The following is a 19,165-nucleotide window of genomic DNA, read 5'->3' as shown; positions in this document are numbered from 1 at the left end:
AGGTGTCCCTCCTTTACTAAGATGGTAAAAGAATAAGGTTGCGCAACAAATGTACAACCCAATAAATATAAAATGTATATTTATACGAAACGTATTTTAAAACCTAAAAACGTCGTTTGTATATGAGATAGGGTTTTCGACAAAAAAAGCAAATGTGGACAACTATTTACCCACATGTGATTAAAACTGTCCACATGTTATACACAAACTGTGGATAAAATAAAGGTGTGGAAAACTTATTCAAAGTGAAAACACAACTATAATATCAAAAAAAAGTGGCTATAGCAATGAATTTAAGAAAGTTATCCACAAAATCAATACCTTGTGGAATAAACTTGTCCACAACACGATATACTGTGTAAAAGTGCGAAAAAAGTTTGTGGATATAAAAAACGTGAAAAAACATTTATCCACAAGGAAATATAGGTGCTGTGTAAAAGTATGTGAATAGGTTCAAAATGAATATTTGATGAAAATTTCTAGAACCATTGACATTTTCCTAGTTGATTAACTATAATTTATAGGACTGTCTTTAACAGATATTCCTCAGGGAGGTGTCATATAATGAAAAGAACTTACCAACCAAATAAACGTAAGCGCAGCAAAGTACATGGTTTCCGCAGCCGTATGAGCACAGCGAACGGACGTAAAGTGCTAGCAGCTCGTCGTCGTAAAGGAAGAAAAGTATTATCTGCGTAGACCACTGATCGTTCAGTGGTCTTTTTTTCTAATAATAGTGAATTTCCGCTGATGAAATACAGGAGTGTCAATTGATATGAAGAAAAAACATCGTATAAAGAAGAATGATGAATTCCAGGCGGTTTTTCAAAAAGGAAAATCAAATGCGAATCGTCAGTTTGTTGTATACCAATTAGATAAAGAAGAACAGCCAAACTTTCGCATCGGCCTTTCTGTTAGCAAGAAAATTGGAAATGCAGTAGTTCGTAATCGAATTAAGCGCATGGTCCGTCAGGCTATTACAGAGTTAAAAGATGAGATAGATTCTGGGAAAGATTTTGTTATAATAGCAAGGAAGCCTTGTGCAGAGATGACATATGAAGAAGTAAAGAAAAGCTTAATTCATGTCTTTAAACGCTCTGGTATGAAAAGAATAAAAAGGTAGCGTAAGGAAATGAATTACACTATATACATACCGATACAAGGAGGAGTAGGCTTTGAAAAAGAAATTAGGTTTACTAGCCATGGTCGTTGCATTAATGGCGATTGCCACCGGTTGTAGTGAAACGGGTCAGCCGATTACATCGAAAAGTACTGGGATTTGGAATGAATATTTCGTATATCCGCTTTCTCAGTTAATCACGTATTTTGCCGACTTATTTAACAGTAATTACGGTTTAGCAATTGTTATTACAACTCTTATCATTCGTTTTGCATTATTACCATTAATGATTAAACAAACGAAGAGTACAAAGGCAATGCAAGCGTTACAACCAGAAATGGTGAAGTTAAAAGAGAAATATAGTTCTAAAGATCAAGCAACACAGCAAAAACTACAACAAGAAATGATGCAGTTATATCAAAAGAATGGTGTAAATCCATTGGCAGGATGTTTACCGATATTTGTTCAGATGCCTATTTTATTCGCGTTTTATCATGCGATTATGAGAACAACAGCAATTAGTGAACATACATTTTTATGGTTTGATTTAGGACAGGCAGATCCGTTCTATATCTTACCAGTTGTTGCGGCAATTACGACATTTATTCAGCAAAAGCTTGCAATGGCAGGAACAGCTGGTCAAAATCCGCAAATGGCAATGATGCTTTGGCTTATGCCGATTATGATTTTAATCTTTGCAATTAACTTCCCAGCCGCATTATCACTTTACTGGGTTGTTGGTAATATCTTTGGTATTGCTCAAATGTACTTTATCAAAGGGCCAGAGATTAAGGCTAACAAAGCTGGAGGCTCAAGCAAGTGAGTATAATTACTGCTAAAGGACAAACAGTCGAGCTGGCAGTAGAGGATGCTTTAAGGCAATTAAACACATCAAAAGATCGAGTAGATATAAATATTGTCGATGAGGGTAAAAGAGGGTTCTTAGGTTTATTTGGGAATCGTCCTGCAGTAGTAGAAGTTGTATTGAAGAAAGATCCAATTCAAGAATGTGAAGAATATTTAAGAAATGTTATTCACAATATGGGTGTGGAAGTTGAAATTAGTAAAATTGTAAAAGGACGCGAGATCGAATTTACAATTTCTGGTGATGATGTAGGAGTTTTAATTGGAAAAAGAGGTAATACATTGAACTCTTTGCAGTATTTAACAAAACTTGTCGCAAATCGTAACACGAAGCAGTATATCGGTATTACAATAGATGCTGAAAATTATCGTAGTAAAAGAAAAAGTACGTTAGAATCACTTTCTTATCGATTAGCGAAACAAGTATTTAATACGAAAAAAAGAGTTATTTTAGAACCGATGCCATCTTTTGAACGAAAAATTATTCATCAGGCATTATCAAATCATCAAGGTATCAATACAACTTCTGAAGGAAATGAACCACATCGGCATGTTGTAATATCTCCTAAATGACCGGTTGCTCAAATGAGTGCCGGTTTTTTTGAGCGGAAAATAGATGTGGATAACTAAAAAACACTAAACTTATCCACTGTGAATAAGTTTAGTGTTTTTTACATGGGGATATAATAAAATGAGTTATTCTTCTTTTGTAGATAGGTTCGTTATGGTATCCTAATAATTTAGTGAAAGAAATAATCATGTTGAAATAGAGATAAATAAGCAAGTGAGGTGAAAGGACATGGAATTTGATACAATTGCTGCGATTTCCACAGCGCTTGGAGAGGGTGCAATTGCCATTGTTCGAGTAAGTGGGGATGATGCGGTTGAGAAAGTTAATCGTATTTTTAAGGGGAAGGATTTAACAGAGGTTCCTTCTCACACTATTCATTATGGTCATATTGTTGATTTAGATACAAATCAAGTTATTGAAGAAGTTATGGTGTCTATTATGCGCGCACCAAGGACTTTTACACGTGAAAATATAGTGGAAATTAACTGTCACGGTGGACTTGTTTCAGTAAATAAAGTATTGCAACTTATTCTAGCACAAGGAGTACGATTGGCAGAACCGGGCGAATTTACAAAACGTGCTTTTTTAAATGGACGTATCGATTTATCACAAGCAGAAGCTGTTATGGATTTGATTCGAGCAAAAACAGATCGTGCGATGAATGTAGCAATTAATCAAATGGAAGGGCGATTATCTAAATTAATTGGTCTTTTGCGTCAAGAAATATTAGAAACATTAGCTCATGTTGAGGTAAATATAGATTATCCAGAATACGATGATGTAGAAGAGATGACACATAATATTTTAATTGAGAAAGCGACGCATGTTCGTTCGGAAATCGAAAAAATATTAGAAACATCAAAACAAGGGAAAATTTTACGTGAGGGTATTGCTACAGCAATTATCGGTAGACCTAACGTTGGGAAATCATCGTTATTAAATAGTCTTGTTCAGGAGAAAAAGGCAATTGTAACTGATATTGCAGGAACAACTCGTGATGTTATTGAAGAGTACGTTAACGTGCGTGGTGTACCTCTTAAACTTATAGATACAGCCGGTATTCGGGAGACAGAAGATGTTGTTGAACGAATTGGTGTGGAACGTTCAAAAGAAATGATGAGCCAAGCGGATTTAGTATTAGTTGTTGTTAACTATAGCGAGGCTTTAACAAATGAGGATGAAGATCTATTCCGTGCGGTACAAGGAAAAGACTTTATTGTTATTGTGAATAAGACTGATTTACCGCAAGCGATTGATATGGAACGTGTTACAGAGTTAGCCGCGGGAAATCGTGTTATTACAACATCCTTAATTGAGGAACAAGGAATAGATGAACTCGAAAAGGCAATAGCTGATTTATTCTTTGAAGGAACAATCGATTCTGCAGATATGACATATGTTTCTAATGCGAGACATATTGGATTATTAACACAAGCAGGAAAAACAATCGGTGATGCAGTTGAGGCGATTGAAAATGGTGTACCAATTGATATGGTACAAATTGATTTAACAAGAACGTGGGAAATACTTGGTGAAATTACTGGGGACACAGTGCATGAAAGCTTAATTGACCAGTTGTTCTCTCAATTTTGTTTAGGAAAATAATATAGTGAAGTTGTAGAAAGATAGAGATTATTAGGAGGAATAAACAATGGGATACAATGCCGGTTCATACGATGTCATAGTAATCGGTGCAGGTCATGCAGGATGTGAAGCTGGTCTTGCGGCAGCACGAATGGGCTCAAAAACATTAATGTTAACAATTAACTTGGATATGGTAGCATTCATGCCATGTAACCCTTCTGTTGGTGGACCAGCAAAAGGGATTGTTGTTCGTGAAATTGATGCATTAGGCGGAGAAATGGGACGTAATATTGATAAAACTCATATTCAAATGCGTATGCTAAATACAGGTAAGGGACCAGCCGTACGTGCACTTCGAGCGCAAGCTGATAAATTCTCTTACCAACATGAATTAAAGAAAACAATTGAAGAAACACCAAACTTATCGTTGTTCCAAGGAATGGTAGAGCGTTTAATCGTTGAAGAAGGTGTATGTAAAGGGGTAGTTACACAAGCTGGTGCAGAATATACAGCAAAAACAGTTGTAATTACAACTGGAACATTTTTACGCGGCGAGATTATCATGGGCGACTTAAAATATTCAAGTGGTCCAAATAACCAGCAACCGTCTATTACATTATCTGAGCATTTAGAGGAGCTTGGATTTGATCTTGTGAGATTTAAAACAGGGACACCTCCTCGTGTAAACAGTAATACAATTGACTACAGTAAAACAGAAATTCAACCAGGTGATGATAAGCCACGTGCATTCTCTTTTGAAACAACGAAATTTATTATGGATCAAATTCCATGTTGGTTGACATATACAAGTACAGAAACACACCGTTTAATAGATGAAAATTTACATCGTTCAGCTATGTATTCTGGTATGATTAAAGGAACAGGTCCTAGATACTGTCCTTCTATTGAAGACAAAGTAGTAAGATTTAATGATAAACCACGTCATCAAATTTTCTTAGAGCCAGAAGGGCGTAATACACAAGAAGTATATGTACAAGGTTTATCCACAAGCTTACCAGAAGATGTACAACGTGACATGCTTAGAACAATTCCAGGCCTAGAAAATGTTGAAATGATGCGTACAGGTTATGCAATTGAATATGATGCAATTGTGCCAACACAACTATGGCCAACACTTGAAACGAAAAAGATTAAAAATTTATATACAGCAGGACAAATTAATGGAACTTCTGGTTACGAAGAGGCGGCCGGACAAGGGCTTATGGCTGGAATTAATGCAGCATGCCGTTCTTTAGGTAAAGAAGAAGTTGTTTTAGGTCGCGAGGATGCTTATATTGGCGTCTTAATTGATGATCTTGTAACGAAAGGTACAAATGAACCATATCGTTTATTAACGTCTCGTGCAGAATACCGTCTATTATTACGCCACGATAATGCTGATCTTCGTTTAACTGAAGTTGGTCGTAAAATTGGATTAATTAAAGAAGAGCGCTATGAGCGATTTACAAATAAAAAATTACAAATTGAACAGGAAAAGGAACGTTTAAGCAGCATTATTATTAAACCACGTCCTGAAGTTCAAGAATTAATTCGCAATATTGGCGGAAGTGAATTGAAAGATGGAATACGTGCAAGTGACTTATTACGTCGTCCAGAGATGACATATGAGCATATTCATCTTTTAGTACCAAGTGAAGTAGAATTAAGTGATGAAGTTAAAGAACAAGTTGAAATTCAGATTAAGTATGAAGGATATATTGAAAAATCTTTACAGCAAGTAGAGCGTATGAAGAAAATGGAGAATAAAAAAATCCCTGTAGATATTGATTATGATGCGATTTCTAGCATTGCTTCAGAAGCTAGACAGAAATTGAAAGATGTTCGTCCACTTTCAATGGGGCAGGCTTCACGTATTTCTGGCGTAAATCCAGCGGATATTTCCATTTTACTTGTTTATATAGAACAAGGAAAAATTGCACGCGTATCGAACCAATAAATAGTAAGGAGATATTGCTAGATGAACATAGAACAATTTCAATCTATGCTAGAAGAGAAGGGAATCACCCTCTCTTCTAGACAGTTAGAGCAGTTCAAAATCTACTTTGAAACATTAGTAGAGTGGAATGAAAAAATGAACTTAACGGCTATTACAGAAAAAGAAGAAGTATATTTAAAACACTTTTTTGATTCCATTACAGCTGCTTTTTATTATGATTTTTCAAAATCATTCTCAATTTGCGATGTTGGTGCAGGTGCTGGATTCCCAAGTATTCCTTTAAAAATTTGTTTCCCGCATTTAAAAATAACAATTGTAGATTCGTTGCAAAAACGTATTAATTTCTTAAATCACTTAGCACAAAAGTTAGAATTAAGTGATGTTGCATTTTGTCACGATCGTGCTGAAACGTTTGGGAAAAAAGAAGGTGTACGTGAATCATACGATATTGTAATGGCACGTGCAGTTGCGCGTCTTTCTGTATTAAGTGAGCTATGTTTACCGCTTGTAAAAGTTGGAGGAACATTCATTGCAATGAAAGGTGCAGCAGCAAACGAAGAAATTGAAAATGGCAAGTATGCTTTAGAGGTGCTAGGCGGAGAGTTAAAAGAGATGTCTACGTTCCAATTACCGTTTGAAGAGAGTGAACGTAATATTTTATTAATCGAGAAAAAGCGCAAGACACCAAAGAAATATCCACGCAAACCGGGAACACCCAATAAATTACCTATTGAAAAATAAATCTTATTAGACGTAAGATTAAATTATATAAATGAAAACGTAAATGTTTCATAGGAAACATTTTATGGAGAATAGTCAATAGGCCTAAAAGGTGGTGGAATATGTATGAAAAATACGTTTTCTCGTTTATTTGGCTTTGGAGATAAAGAGAGCGAATTCGAATTACAAGACGAAAGCCATGAAGAGATAGATAAAAAGGTATATGAAGAAATACAAGAAATTCCGATAGTAAATATTACCCCTAACCGTTATCAACCAAGAACAGTTTTTGATGATGCGCGTATTGATGAGCTAGCATTAACAATTCGTACACATGGACTTATTCAGCCGATTGTTGTAAGGCAATATGAGGATGATAAGTACGAGATTATTGCTGGAGAAAGACGTTTTCGCGCGGCAACAAAGTTAGGGTGGGAAAAGGTTCCTGCAATTATAAAGAACTTAAATGATACAGAGACAGCTTCTGTAGCTTTAATTGAAAACTTGCAACGTGAGGAACTAACGGCAATCGAGGAAGCTGTGGCATATCAAAAGCTGATTGAGTTACATAATTTAACACAAGAAGCATTGGCACAACGACTTGGAAAAGGACAATCTACAATCGCAAATAAGTTGCGATTGTTAAAGTTGCCTGAAGAAATAAAAAGTGCATTATTAGAAAAAAGCATTACAGAACGTCATGCCCGCGCTCTCATTCCTTTAAAAAATGAGGAATTACAACTGAAAGTTTTACAGGAAATTGTGGAGAAACAACTAAATGTAAAGCAAACAGAAGAACGAATTGCGAAGTTACTAGAGGAAGCGAAACCGAAGCGTAAGGCAAAGCAAAAAGCAGTAAGTCGAGATACGAGGATTGCTATGAATACAATTAGACAATCTTTACAAATGGTTACTGAAAGTGGTTTGAATGTTAATTCTGAGGAAGAAGAATTTGATGAGTACTATCAAATTACAATTAAAATTCCAAAGAAAAAATAATAATGACGTGTTAGAGACCTTATCCTATTGGAGAGGTCTCTTTTACTATATTTTCTTGTTAAATGAAGAAGGAGTTTAGAAATAAATTTTGAAGTTTAATAAAGGACGTAAAAGAAAAAGTTTTATTTCATGTTACAATAAACGTAATTGTTACTAGAATAAGATAGAAAGGTTGAAAGTAGGTGACATCATGGGAAAAATCATTGCTATTGCTAATCAAAAAGGCGGTGTTGGAAAAACAACAACATCTGTTAATTTAGGGGCTGGATTGGCGCAAGTAGGTAAAAAAGTCCTTCTTGTAGATATTGATGCTCAAGGAAATGCAACGACTGGTGTGGGAATTGAAAAATCTGAATTAGATCAATGTATTTACAACGTTCTTGTGGAAGATGCAGATGTTCAAGGGGTTATACAGAAAACCGCAACTGAAAACTTAGATGTTCTACCCGCTACAATTCAATTAGCTGGTGCTGAAATTGAATTGGTACCGACTATTTCCCGGGAAGTACGTTTGCAAAGAGCATTACAGCCAGTTCGTGATGAATATGACTATATTATTATCGACTGTCCCCCATCTTTAGGGTTATTAACGATTAATGCATTAACAGCAGCAGATTCTGTTATTATTCCTGTACAGTGTGAATATTACGCACTAGAAGGGTTAAGTCAGCTATTAAATACAGTTCGACTTGTACAAAAACATTTAAATAAAAATTTAGCAATTCAAGGTGTATTGTTAACAATGTTGGATGCCCGTACAAATTTAGGAATCCAAGTTATAGATGAAGTGAAAAAGTATTTTAGAGATAAAGTATATCGCTCGATTATTCCGCGTAATGTACGCTTGAGCGAGGCTCCAAGTCATGGGAAACCTATTATGCAGTATGACGCTAAATCAAGAGGAGCAGAAGTATATATAGATTTAGCAGAGGAAGTGATTGCAGGTGGCTAAAGGATTAGGAAGAGGAATTAATGTGTTTTTTCCTGATTTAGATGTGAAAGAAGAGGAAACAATTCAGGAGATTCTTGTAACTGAATTAAGGCCGAATCCATATCAACCGCGTAAACACTTTAATAAAGAGGCGATTCAGGAATTAGCAATTTCGATTAAGGAACACGGTATTCTACAACCATTAATTGCTAGGAAGAGCATTAAAGGATATGAAATTGTTGCAGGTGAAAGACGATTTCGTGCTGCGAAAGAGGCTGGTTTAGAAAAAGTACCTGCGGTTGTAAGACAATTAAATGAACAGCAAATGATGGAATTTGCTTTGTTAGAAAACTTACAACGAGAAGATTTAAATCCTATGGAAGAGGCAATGGCATACCAGATGTTAATGAATGAGCTAAATGTAACGCAAGAACAATTAGCGAAACGTCTTGGTAAAAGCAGACCCTACATTGCAAATTATACTAGGTTATTAAGCCTACCTTCTTTCGTACAAGATATGATTGCAAATGGTCAACTTTCAATGGCTCATGGGAGAACTTTACTTACGATAAAAGATGAAGAACAATTGAAGTCCTTATTGAAACGCATTGAAAAAGAAGGATTAAATGTTCGTCAATTAGAGAAAATCGTCCAAGAGATTAATCAACACGTTTCACGTGAAACAAAAAAAGTGAAAAAAGAGCGAAATATATTTTTCGTAGAACGTGAAACGTTCTTAAGAGAAAAGTTTGGCACAGATGTGAAAATTAAAGAGACGAAAAAAGAAAAAGGTAAAATCGAAATTGAATTTTTTAATAAAGAAGATTTAAATCGTATTTTAGAACTATTAGCACAGAAAAATTAAAAAGCAAACCATCTTATTATTTATAGATGGTTTGCTTTTTTTAATGCGGATAATTTTTGATCCGTCTCTTTTATACTTTGTGCGATTACATCAGCCATTTTCATGACTAAACTTAATCTTGTATTTTGAAGAACGAAAAACTCCATAAACCCATTTAGATTGACGATACCGTGTATGTGCAAATCACCAACTGCAGGTAATTTCTTATTCATAGCAGCTCCAGGTTTACTAGGTCCCTTTCCAGTAGTGATTGATCCGATATTTTGGGACTTTCCTAAACATGCATCAACAGCAATTATAAATGCAGTAGGATATTCTTTCTGTATATTCTGAATTTTCTCTTCCAAATTTAGCGCATGTACTGGCTCATCTAGTGTACCGAATACTTGGAGGTTTTGGATGTCTATTTGTTCAAGTTTTGTACCAACTAATGGGCCGAGTGCGTCACCTGTAGAGCGATCTGTGCCGATACAAACGAGAATGAGTGGTATATTAGTTTTAATAGGAATATGGGTAAGTAAGAAATTACTGATTATCTCGGAGGCTTCTAGATCTTGGTGCATAACGTTTTGAGTTTCTTTCTCAAAAAATGGTAAGCGAAAACTTCCAATATTCATGAAGCACCCATCCTTTTAATAAATTTTCAATATATGTTATATGGTGAGGAAAATGGAAAGTTATAAGTGCGTAATTTTTGCAAAATGTGAATGAAAACGGAAATAATAGTACTAGTATATATACATTCGTTCCATTTTATACCTGGATGTCGGGGATAAAATAGGATTAAAATCATAAAATTTTTTCAGCAATTAGGGGACTTCTGATACAATAATAAGGGTAACTAAAAAGAAATTTTAGCTAGAGAGGTAGAGGTACATGGATTTATTAGCGAAGTGGTTTAATTCTATGAAACAGTATTTATTAGATGCTGATCGTTGGGCTCATATTGGAGTTGCGACATTAAAAATATGTATTATTTTAACAATTGGTGCAGTTGTTGTGCGAATTGCAAGAGCGGTTGTACGAAATGCGTTTCGCATGGGAAGTCGTTCTCCAATTCAAATTTCAGAACGTCGTACAGTTACAGTAGCGAAATTACTTGAAAATATTGTAGCGTACGTTGTTATGTTCATTATGCTAATTGCGATTTTAGGTGTGTTTGATATTAATGCATCAGGTTTATTAGCGGGTGCTGGGGTAATTGGTTTAGCAGTCGGATTTGGTGCTCAAAGTTTAGTGAAAGATGTTATTACAGGTTTATTTATTTTGTTAGAAGATCAGTTTTCGGTTGGCGATTATGTTAAAATCGGTCAATTTGAAGGAGTCGTTTTAGAAATTGGACTTCGTACAACGAAAGTAAAGAGTTGGACAGGTGAAATTCATACTTTACCAAATGGAAGTATTGTTCAAGTTACTAACTACTCAGTTAGTAATAGTGTAGCGTTTGTTGATGTATCTATTTCATATGAGGCTGATATTGCGAAAGCAGAGCAAGTTATTGAAGATTTATTAGTAGAATTACCTTCAAAGTACGAAAAAATGGTAACAACACCTCAATTATTAGGTGTGCAAACATTAGCTGCATCAGAAGTTATATTACGTGTTATTGCTGAAGTAGAACCGATGCAACATGCAGTTATTGCAAGGGCACTTCGTAAAGAGATTAAAAATCGTCTTGATTTACATGGAATTGAAATTCCATATCCACGTATGGTTTTATATAATCGTGAAGAATTAGTTAGTGGAAAAGCAATTTAGTATGGAGAGGAGTTTGGAGAGTGGAGCAAAAGGAATATAACTTGTATGATGTTGTGGAAATGAAGAAAGCCCATCCATGTGGCGAGAATCGTTGGAAAATTATTCGTATGGGAATGGATATCCGCATTAAGTGCGAGGGGTGTGACCATTCAGTAATGATTCCTCGAAGAGAGTTTGATCGTAAGGTGAAAAAAATACTTGTGAAGCACGAAGAATAGAGGGAGAGTAACAGTTACAGTAGGTAACTGTTACTTTTTTTCGTTTGGCGGAAACTTGTCATTTTTTTCGTTACTATCTATAATGATGAAAGATTGAGACATAGGAGTGAAAAATATGGGATTAACGGCTGGGATTGTTGGATTACCTAACGTAGGGAAGTCCACTTTATTTAATGCAATTACACAAGCAGGAGCAGAATCTGCGAACTATCCATTCTGTACAATTGATCCAAACGTAGGGATTGTAGAAGTACCAGATGAGCGTTTAAATAAATTAACGGAACTAGTAGAACCGAAAAAGACTGTTCCGACTGTATTCGAGTTTACTGATATTGCAGGTATCGTAAAAGGTGCTAGTAAAGGTGAAGGTTTAGGAAATAAATTCTTATCTCACATTCGTCAAGTAGATGCAATTTGCCAAGTTGTTCGTTGTTTTGAAGACGAAAATATTACGCACGTTTCAGGGAAAGTAGATCCAATTGATGATATTGAGACAATCAATTTAGAGCTAATTTTAGCGGACTTAGAGTCTGTTGATAAGCGTATCGAGCGTGTTGCGAAATTAGCAAGACAAAAAGATAAAGAAGCGGTATATGAGCATGAAATTTTAGTTCGTTTAAAAGAAGCTTTTGAAGAGGGAAAACCAGCTCGTACTGTTGAATTTACAGAAGAGCAGATGAAGATTGTTAAAGGCCTTCATTTACTTACAACAAAAGAAATGTTATACGTAGCGAATGTAAGTGAAGACGATGTTATCGATCCTTCGGAAAATAAATACGTACAAATGGTAAAAGAATTTGCAGCAAATGAAAATTCTCAAGTTATCGTTGTATGTGCAAAAATCGAATCAGAAATCGCTGAATTAGACGAAGAAGAGAAAAAAGTATTCCTTGAAGAATTAGGAATTGAAGAGTCTGGTTTAGATCAATTAATTCGTGCAGCATATGATCTATTAGGACTTGCTACTTACTTTACAGCTGGCGTTCAAGAAGTACGTGCTTGGACATTTAAACAAGGAATGAAGGCACCACAATGTGCTGGTGTTATTCATACAGACTTTGAGCGTGGATTTATTCGTGCAGAAACAGTTTCTTACGATGACTTAATGACAAACGGTTCTATGACAGCTGCAAAAGAAGCTGGAAAAGTACGTTTAGAAGGAAAAGAATATATCGTAAAAGACGGAGATGTTATGCACTTCCGTTTTAACGTTTAATTTAATATTTCCTAGGAAAAATAAAGATATGAGCTTGGCAAATATATTATATGTTTGCCAAGTTTTTTATGTATTGGTGAGTTGATTCATATAACTTACTATGATATAATCTAAACTCGTGAGTAATTACTATAAATTAATTGCTCCTTGCCCATTACGGGCCGTTTAGACCAAAAGGAGGTGAAAGTGTAATGAGAAAGTACGAAATTATGTACATCATTCGTCCTGGCGTTGAAGAAGAAGCTCAAAAAGCTTTAGTTGAACGTTTTGCAGGTGTTTTAACAAACAATGGTGCAGAAATCATTAACACGAAAGAGTGGGGTAAGCGTCGTTTAGCTTACGAAATCAACGACTTACGTGAAGGTTTCTACATGATCTTAAACGTGAAATCTAACGCAGAAGCGATTAATGAATTCGACCGTTTAGCTAAGATCAACGAAGACATCCTTCGTCATATCGTTGTTAAAGAAGAAGAAAAATAATTGATATATAAGGGAGAGTGGTTCGATTGATGAATCGTGTTATCCTCGTTGGTCGTTTAACTAAGGACCCTGACTTACGTTACACGCCCAATGGTGTTGCAGTAGCTACTTTTACGTTAGCTGTGAATCGCGCATTTGCCAATCAACAAGGTGAGCGTGAAGCTGACTTTATTAATTGTGTAATATGGCGTAAACAAGCAGAAAACGTAGCAAATTATTTGAAAAAAGGTAGCTTAGCAGGCGTAGATGGACGTCTTCAAACTCGTAATTACGAGGGACAAGATGGTAAACGTGTATACGTAACAGAAGTTCTTGCGGAAAGCGTGCAATTTTTAGAGCCGCGTAATGGCGGTGGGGAGCAACGTGGTTCATTTAATCAGCAACCATCAGGAGCTGGTTTCGGTAACCAAGGCTCTAACCCATTTGGTCAATCTAGTAATTCAGGTAACCAAGGTAACTCTGGATTTACGAAGAATGACGATCCATTTTCAAATGTAGGTCAACCGATCGACATTTCCGACGACGATTTACCGTTCTAATACAGTAAATTTGTTAGTTTTAACAAAGAATGGAGGGAAATAGACATGGCAGGACGCAAAGGTGGACGTGCGAAACGTCGTAAGGTGTGTTTCTTCACAGCTAACGGCATCACTCGCATTGACTATAAAGATGTTGATTTATTAAAACGTTTCGTTTCTGAGCGTGGTAAAATTTTACCTCGTCGTGTAACAGGAACAAGCGCGAAATACCAACGCAAACTTACAGTTGCAATTAAACGTGCTCGTCAAATGGCACTTTTACCATATGTTGGTGAATAATAGCGTATGAAATGCACAGTAGAGTCGGACTCTACTGTGCATTTTGCTATGCTTTTCTTTTTTGAAAGAGAGGTTAAAATGTGAAACAAGCAAGATTTATTACTGAAGGTGCCGCGTTGTTGGCTATATATGCAATGTTATTGCTTATATCTATGTATGTTCCGGTTTTGGGTACAGTTGTAACTTTTGCGTTGCCGTTACCATTTATACTATTAATGATAAGACATAAACTATCTAATGTGCTCGTGTTTTTTGTAGCGGCACTTTTTGTTACTATTATTGTGAGCCAACCGATGAATTTAGTGAAGACAATTATGTTTGGATTGATAGGGATTGTTTTAGGATATATGTATAAAACAAGAAAAAAGCCAGTGGAAATCTTAATAGCTGGGACGCTTGCATACTTAATTGGTTTTGTACTTATTTATGTTGCGAGTATAAAGTTTTTCAACATAGATATAATGAAGCAAATGCAAAGTATATTTAGTGAAAGTATGGCGAAAAGCGAAAAGATAGTAAGTGCTACAGGTATGCCGATTAGTAAGGAACAAAAAGAGTTACTTGCACAAATGAATGATATATTACAATCGTTACTTCCGAGTATACTTGTGCTAGTTTCAGTATGTTTTTCTTGGATTACAGTGATAATATCAGGTAGTGTTTTGAAAAAGTTAAAACATGACGTTATATCTTGGCCTAAATTTAAAGATATACAATTACCAAAGAGTATCATTTGGTATTACGTTATGTTTATTTTGTTAGCAACTTTTATAAAAGTAGAACCAACATCATATTTACATATGGTATTTTCTAACCTAAATGTCATATTTGCACTATTGCTTGTACTGCAAGGTCTGACATTTATCGCCTTTTTAGCGTATAGAAAAGGTTTTACTAAAGGGGTTCCTATTATTAGTTTTATTGCATGCATGTTTATTCCGATGCTGTTTCCTCTTGTGACAATCTTAGGTATAATTGACTTAGGGATTTCATTGCGTTCTAAAATAGGGGGATAAAATAATATTCCTTATACTATTTTAATCTGTTTAACTAACTGGAAGGTGAGTTAGTTTTACTTTATAGGAGTTGTATACATGCCTGAATTTGATAAGAAACAGTGGTTTTTATATCCTGTTTATGTATTGGCATTTTTTGTGTTTGTGCTCATTTCAATTCTCTGTTATTTTCATTTAATTATGGGGATAGCTGCTTTTGTCATTTTTTGTATCGTATTCTTTATCGTTATACGATTTGAACTTAATTTTCAAAGGAATTTCGAAAAGCATACGACAGATATGATTACAAGGGTAAAGAAAGTGAGTAATGAAGCATTTAACCAGATGCCGATTGGTATTTTGTTATACAATAAGGATTATGGGATTGATTGGGCAAATCCTTATTTATCTTCATGTCTGGGACAGCATGCATTAGCTGGATGGCACCTTTACGATGTATCAGAAACATTACTTCTTTTCATTAAAGGAGAAACTTCTGATGATATAGTCTCTTTAAATAATCGAAAGTTTCGCGTTTTTGTAAGGAAAGAAGAAAAGTTAATTTATTTCTTTGATGTAACGGAACAAACAGAAATCGAAAAGATGTACGAGGATCAAAGGACTGTTTTAGCTGTCATCTATTTGGATAATTATGATGAAGTTACACAAGGATTAGATGATCAATTACGTACGAATATAACAAGTCTTGTGACATCGCGACTAAATGAATGGGCACTTAAGTATGGGGCGTATTTAAAACGTGCATCTTCAGAAAGATTCTTCGTTGTGCTAAATGAAAGTATTTTGACGCAGATGGAAAAAGGGAAATTTAGCATTTTAGATCAGGTGCGTGAAGAAACATCTAAAAGGAATATACCACTTACATTAAGTGTGGGTGTCGGATCAGGTGATTTACCTTTATCAGAGCTTGGAGCAATGGCTCAATCTGGTTTAGATCTTGCGCTTGGGCGTGGGGGAGACCAAGTAGCTATTAAACAAGCGACAGGTAAAGTTAAGTTCTATGGAGGTAAGACAAATCCGGTTGAAAAACGTACCCGTGTACGCGCTAGGGTCATTTCGCATGCGTTAAAGGATTTAGTATTAGAAAGTAGTAATGTCATTATTATGGGGCATAGGGCTCCCGATATGGACGCAATTGGTGCTGCGATTGGTATTTTAAAAGTGGCTCAATTAAATGAGCGTAAAGGATATATTGTGTTAGATGAAAATGATTCCGATAAAGGAATTAAGCGTTTGATGGACAAAGTGAAACAAAATGAGGAGTTATGGTCTCGTTTTATTACTCCAGAGCAAGCGATGGAATTTGCAAATGATGAGTCGTTACTTGTTGTTGTCGATACGCATAAACCTTCTATGGTGATGGAGCAAAAACTGTTACATAAAATTGAAAATGTAGTAGTTATTGATCATCATCGCCGTGGAGAAGATTTTATTGAAGATCCATTGCTAGTTTATATGGAACCATATGCTTCTTCAACAGCAGAATTGGTTACAGAATTACTTGAGTATCAACCTAAAAATTTAAAGATGACAATGTTAGAAGCGACGGCATTGTTAGCGGGTATTATTGTCGACACGAAAAGTTTCACATTCCGGACAGGGGCTCGTACATTTGATGCTGCTTCTTATTTACGCTCACATGGTGCAGATACTGTACTTGTACAAGAACTTTTAAAGGAAGATATGGATCAGTATTTACGGGTTGCAAAAGCTATAAAAAATGCGTACATTTATAAAAATGGAATTGCGATTGCTAAAGTTGATAGTGATGATTACTACGATCAAGTGCTTATTGCGCAATCGGCAGACACGTTATTAACGATGACAGGGATTATTGCATCATTTGTTGTTGCGAAACGTGGCGAGAATCTCATTGGAATTAGCAGCAGGTCTTTAGGTGAAGTGAATGTGCAGCTAATTATGGAAAACTTAGGCGGTGGCGGGCATTTGACGAATGCAGCCACACAGATGAAAAATGTTACAGTAGATGAAGCTGAGGAGAAGCTTCGATTTGTTATTGATGACTATTTACAGGGAGGCACACAATCATGAAAGTAATTTTTCTAAAAGACGTAAAAGGTAAAGGTAAAAAAGGAGAAGTAAAAAACGTACCAGATGGCTATGCAAATAACTTCTTATTAAAACAAGGATTAGCTGCTGAAGCAACAAATAGCAGTATGAAAACTTTAGAAGCTCAAAAGCGTAAAGAAGAAAAAGATGCAGCAGCAGAGCTTGAAAATGCAAAAGAGTTAAAAGAGACTTTAGAGAAATTAACTGTAGAATTAAAGGCGAAATCTGGAGAAGGTGGCCGTTTATTTGGTTCTATCACAAGCAAACAAATCGTAGATGCAATGCAAAAATCACACAAGATTAAGCTTGATAAACGTAAATTTGAAATGGACGATGCAATCCGCGCGTTAGGTTATACAAACGTTACTGTGAAATTGCATCCACAAGTAACAGCAACAGTAAAAGTTCATGTTAGTGAACAATAAAAATAAATTAAGCAAGGAGGATTGCGTATGAGTGATGTACTTGCTGATCGTACCCCTCCGCATAATATAGAGGCTGAGCAGGCGGTTTTAGGGGCCATATTGATTGATCAAGATGCGTTAACTTCAGCATCAGAGTTATTGGTACCTGATTCGTTCTATCGAACGAAACATCAAAAGATTTTTGAAGTCATGCTTGGGCTATCTGATAAGGGAGAGCCGATCGACTTAGTAATGATGACATCAGCAATGGCTGATCAAGGATTACTAGAAGAAGTTGGTGGGGTTTCTTACTTAGCAGAGTTAGCAGAAGTTGTGCCAACTGCAGCTAACGTAGAATATTACGCACGCATCATCGCTGAAAAGGCGCTTTTACGTCGTTTAATTCGCACGGCGACTCATATTGTATCGGATGGATACGAGAGAGAAGATGATGTGGATGGTCTTTTAAATGAGGCTGAGAAAAAAATATTAGAAGTATCCCATCAAACGAATGCAAAAGCATTCCAAAACATTAAAGATGTTCTTGTAGATGCTTATGACAAAATTGAACTTTTGCATAATCAAAAGGGTGAAGTTACTGGGATACCAACTGGGTTTACTGAATTAGATAAGATGACAGCAGGTTTCCAACGAAATGATTTAATTATCGTGGCAGCACGTCCATCAGTAGGGAAAACGGCATTTTCATTAAATATTGCACAAAACGTAGCGACGAAAACGGATGAAAATGTAGCGATTTTTAGTTTGGAGATGGGTGCTGATCAGCTTGTTATGCGTATGCTTTGTGCAGAAGGGAATATTGATGCACAAAGACTTCGTACTGGTTCATTAACTTCCGATGATTGGGCAAAATTAACAATGGCAATGGGGAGTCTCTCAAATGCTGGTATATATATTGATGATACGCCAGGTATTAAAGTAAATGAGATTCGAGCAAAATGTCGTAGATTAAAGCAAGAACAAGGTCTTGGTATGATTTTGATTGACTATTTGCAGCTTATTCAAGGAAGTGGGAAATCAGGAGAAAACCGTCAGCAGGAAGTATCTGAGATTTCTCGTACCTTAAAAGGGATTGCACGTGAATTGCAAGTGCCTGTTATTGCTTTATCACAGTTATCTCGTGGTGTAGAATCTCGTCAAGATAAACGCCCGATGATGTCTGATATTCGTGAATCTGGAAGTATTGAGCAGGATGCTGATATTGTAGCTTTCCTATATCGTGAAGACTACTATGATCGAGAAACGGAAAACAAAAATACAATTGAAATTATTATTGCAAAACAACGTAACGGTCCAGTAGGTTCAGTGGAACTTGCATTCGTCAAAGAGTTCAATAAGTTCGTTAACTTAGAACGTCGTTTTGAGGATGGACATGCTCCACCGGCATAAAGGCAGTATAAAAAAGAAACACATTTCTTATAATAAGATGTGTTTCTTTTTTTTTTATAAGAAAGATAAGGCTTTCATAAGTTAAATATATAATTCTTACGAACGAAAATGTTTTTTTGTGAAAAAATGTTCGCTTTTCGGTTGACTTCTCTTTCGGTTTTG

The 19,165-nt window shown here is 35.8% G+C and carries 21 protein-coding genes; 20 read left to right on the top strand and 1 reads right to left on the bottom strand.

Going from position 1 to position 19,165, the window contains the following annotated elements; genetic code table 11:
- The first annotated feature begins 564 nt into the window (after positions 1-564).
- From rpmH to spo0J, 10 genes are all read left to right on the top strand, one after another.
- Positions 565-699, top strand: coding sequence for a 50S ribosomal protein L34 (gene rpmH / locus NST27_RS26855; protein ID WP_000831901.1), 135 nt, complete (start codon positions 565-567; stop codon positions 697-699).
- A 76-nt stretch (positions 700-775) separates the two neighbouring features.
- A complete protein-coding gene (gene rnpA / locus NST27_RS26850) occupies positions 776-1,123 on the top strand; it encodes a ribonuclease P protein component (protein ID WP_000726622.1) in 348 nt (115 codons plus the stop codon).
- 52 nt (positions 1,124-1,175) lie between these two features.
- A complete protein-coding gene (gene spoIIIJ / locus NST27_RS26845; protein ID WP_000727740.1) occupies positions 1,176-1,943 on the top strand; it encodes a YidC family membrane integrase SpoIIIJ in 768 nt (255 codons plus the stop codon).
- The gene (jag, locus tag NST27_RS26840) at positions 1,940-2,557 is read left to right on the top strand and encodes an RNA-binding cell elongation regulator Jag/EloR (protein ID WP_000022794.1); all 618 of its coding nucleotides are present in this window, start codon (positions 1,940-1,942) and stop codon (positions 2,555-2,557) included. Before spoIIIJ ends, jag begins: the two co-directional genes overlap by 4 nt.
- A gap of 226 nt (positions 2,558-2,783) precedes the next feature.
- The gene (mnmE, locus tag NST27_RS26835) at positions 2,784-4,160 is read left to right on the top strand and encodes a tRNA uridine-5-carboxymethylaminomethyl(34) synthesis GTPase MnmE (RefSeq protein WP_000393769.1); all 1,377 of its coding nucleotides are present in this window, start codon (positions 2,784-2,786) and stop codon (positions 4,158-4,160) included.
- A 46-nt stretch (positions 4,161-4,206) separates the two neighbouring features.
- Entirely contained in the window at positions 4,207-6,096 is a 1,890-nt protein-coding gene (gene mnmG / locus NST27_RS26830) for a tRNA uridine-5-carboxymethylaminomethyl(34) synthesis enzyme MnmG (RefSeq protein WP_000541032.1), read from the top strand.
- A 21-nt stretch (positions 6,097-6,117) separates the two neighbouring features.
- Positions 6,118-6,837: a 16S rRNA (guanine(527)-N(7))-methyltransferase RsmG gene (gene rsmG, locus NST27_RS26825; protein WP_061661980.1), complete on the top strand. Its 720-nt coding sequence runs from the start codon at positions 6,118-6,120 to the stop codon at positions 6,835-6,837.
- 105 nt (positions 6,838-6,942) lie between these two features.
- A complete protein-coding gene (gene noc / locus NST27_RS26820) occupies positions 6,943-7,815 on the top strand; it encodes a nucleoid occlusion protein (protein ID WP_000799016.1) in 873 nt (290 codons plus the stop codon).
- A 190-nt stretch (positions 7,816-8,005) separates the two neighbouring features.
- Complete coding sequence (soj, locus tag NST27_RS26815; protein ID WP_000516114.1) at positions 8,006-8,767, top strand: sporulation initiation inhibitor protein Soj; 762 nt, start codon at positions 8,006-8,008, stop codon at positions 8,765-8,767.
- Positions 8,760-9,611 carry a stage 0 sporulation protein Spo0J gene (gene spo0J / locus NST27_RS26810; RefSeq protein ID WP_001051829.1) on the top strand — a complete coding sequence of 284 codons (852 nt, stop codon included), beginning with the start codon at positions 8,760-8,762 and terminating at the stop codon, positions 9,609-9,611. Before soj ends, spo0J begins: the two co-directional genes overlap by 8 nt.
- Before the next feature lie 20 nt (positions 9,612-9,631).
- Here spo0J and yyaC read toward each other — a convergent pair whose 3' ends face one another.
- Entirely contained in the window at positions 9,632-10,228 is a 597-nt protein-coding gene (gene yyaC, locus NST27_RS26805; RefSeq protein WP_001020715.1) for a spore protease YyaC, read from the bottom strand.
- A 259-nt stretch (positions 10,229-10,487) separates the two neighbouring features.
- Here yyaC and NST27_RS26800 point away from each other — a divergent pair, with 259 nt between their 5' ends.
- From NST27_RS26800 to dnaB, 10 genes are all read left to right on the top strand, one after another.
- The gene (locus NST27_RS26800) at positions 10,488-11,369 is read left to right on the top strand and encodes a mechanosensitive ion channel family protein (RefSeq protein WP_000364815.1); all 882 of its coding nucleotides are present in this window, start codon (positions 10,488-10,490) and stop codon (positions 11,367-11,369) included.
- 20 nt (positions 11,370-11,389) lie between these two features.
- Positions 11,390-11,587 (top strand): DUF951 domain-containing protein, encoded by a 198-nt coding sequence (locus tag NST27_RS26795; RefSeq protein WP_000435485.1) that lies wholly within the window; start codon positions 11,390-11,392, stop codon positions 11,585-11,587.
- Positions 11,588-11,702: 115 nt separating this feature from the next.
- A complete protein-coding gene (gene ychF, locus NST27_RS26790) occupies positions 11,703-12,803 on the top strand; it encodes a redox-regulated ATPase YchF (protein WP_000524667.1) in 1,101 nt (366 codons plus the stop codon).
- Positions 12,804-12,994: 191 nt separating this feature from the next.
- Positions 12,995-13,285 (top strand): 30S ribosomal protein S6, encoded by a 291-nt coding sequence (gene rpsF / locus NST27_RS26785; protein ID WP_001233778.1) that lies wholly within the window; start codon positions 12,995-12,997, stop codon positions 13,283-13,285.
- Positions 13,286-13,311: 26 nt separating this feature from the next.
- A complete protein-coding gene (gene ssb / locus NST27_RS26780) occupies positions 13,312-13,824 on the top strand; it encodes a single-stranded DNA-binding protein (protein WP_000981966.1) in 513 nt (170 codons plus the stop codon).
- 45 nt (positions 13,825-13,869) lie between these two features.
- On the top strand, positions 13,870-14,103 hold the full coding sequence (gene rpsR, locus NST27_RS26775) for a 30S ribosomal protein S18 (protein ID WP_000918873.1): 234 nt from the start codon (positions 13,870-13,872) through the stop codon (positions 14,101-14,103).
- Positions 14,104-14,183: 80 nt separating this feature from the next.
- Positions 14,184-15,119, top strand: a complete 936-nt coding sequence (locus NST27_RS26770; protein ID WP_000806426.1) for a YybS family protein — start codon at positions 14,184-14,186, stop codon at positions 15,117-15,119.
- A 78-nt stretch (positions 15,120-15,197) separates the two neighbouring features.
- Complete coding sequence (locus tag NST27_RS26765; RefSeq protein ID WP_001113788.1) at positions 15,198-17,171, top strand: DHH family phosphoesterase; 1,974 nt, start codon at positions 15,198-15,200, stop codon at positions 17,169-17,171.
- Complete coding sequence (rplI, locus tag NST27_RS26760; RefSeq protein ID WP_000864228.1) at positions 17,168-17,614, top strand: 50S ribosomal protein L9; 447 nt, start codon at positions 17,168-17,170, stop codon at positions 17,612-17,614. Before NST27_RS26765 ends, rplI begins: the two co-directional genes overlap by 4 nt.
- Positions 17,615-17,641: 27 nt before the next feature.
- Positions 17,642-19,003: a replicative DNA helicase gene (gene dnaB / locus NST27_RS26755; protein WP_001286148.1), complete on the top strand. Its 1,362-nt coding sequence runs from the start codon at positions 17,642-17,644 to the stop codon at positions 19,001-19,003.
- The last annotated feature ends 162 nt before the right edge of the window (positions 19,004-19,165 follow it).

The organism is Bacillus sp. FSL W8-0770 (assembly GCF_038008705.1).
Lineage (GTDB): Bacteria > Bacillota > Bacilli > Bacillales > Bacillaceae_G > Bacillus_A > Bacillus_A cereus.
The sequence above is the reverse complement of the archived record's forward strand: the minus strand, read 5'-3'. Positions and strand labels throughout refer to the sequence as shown.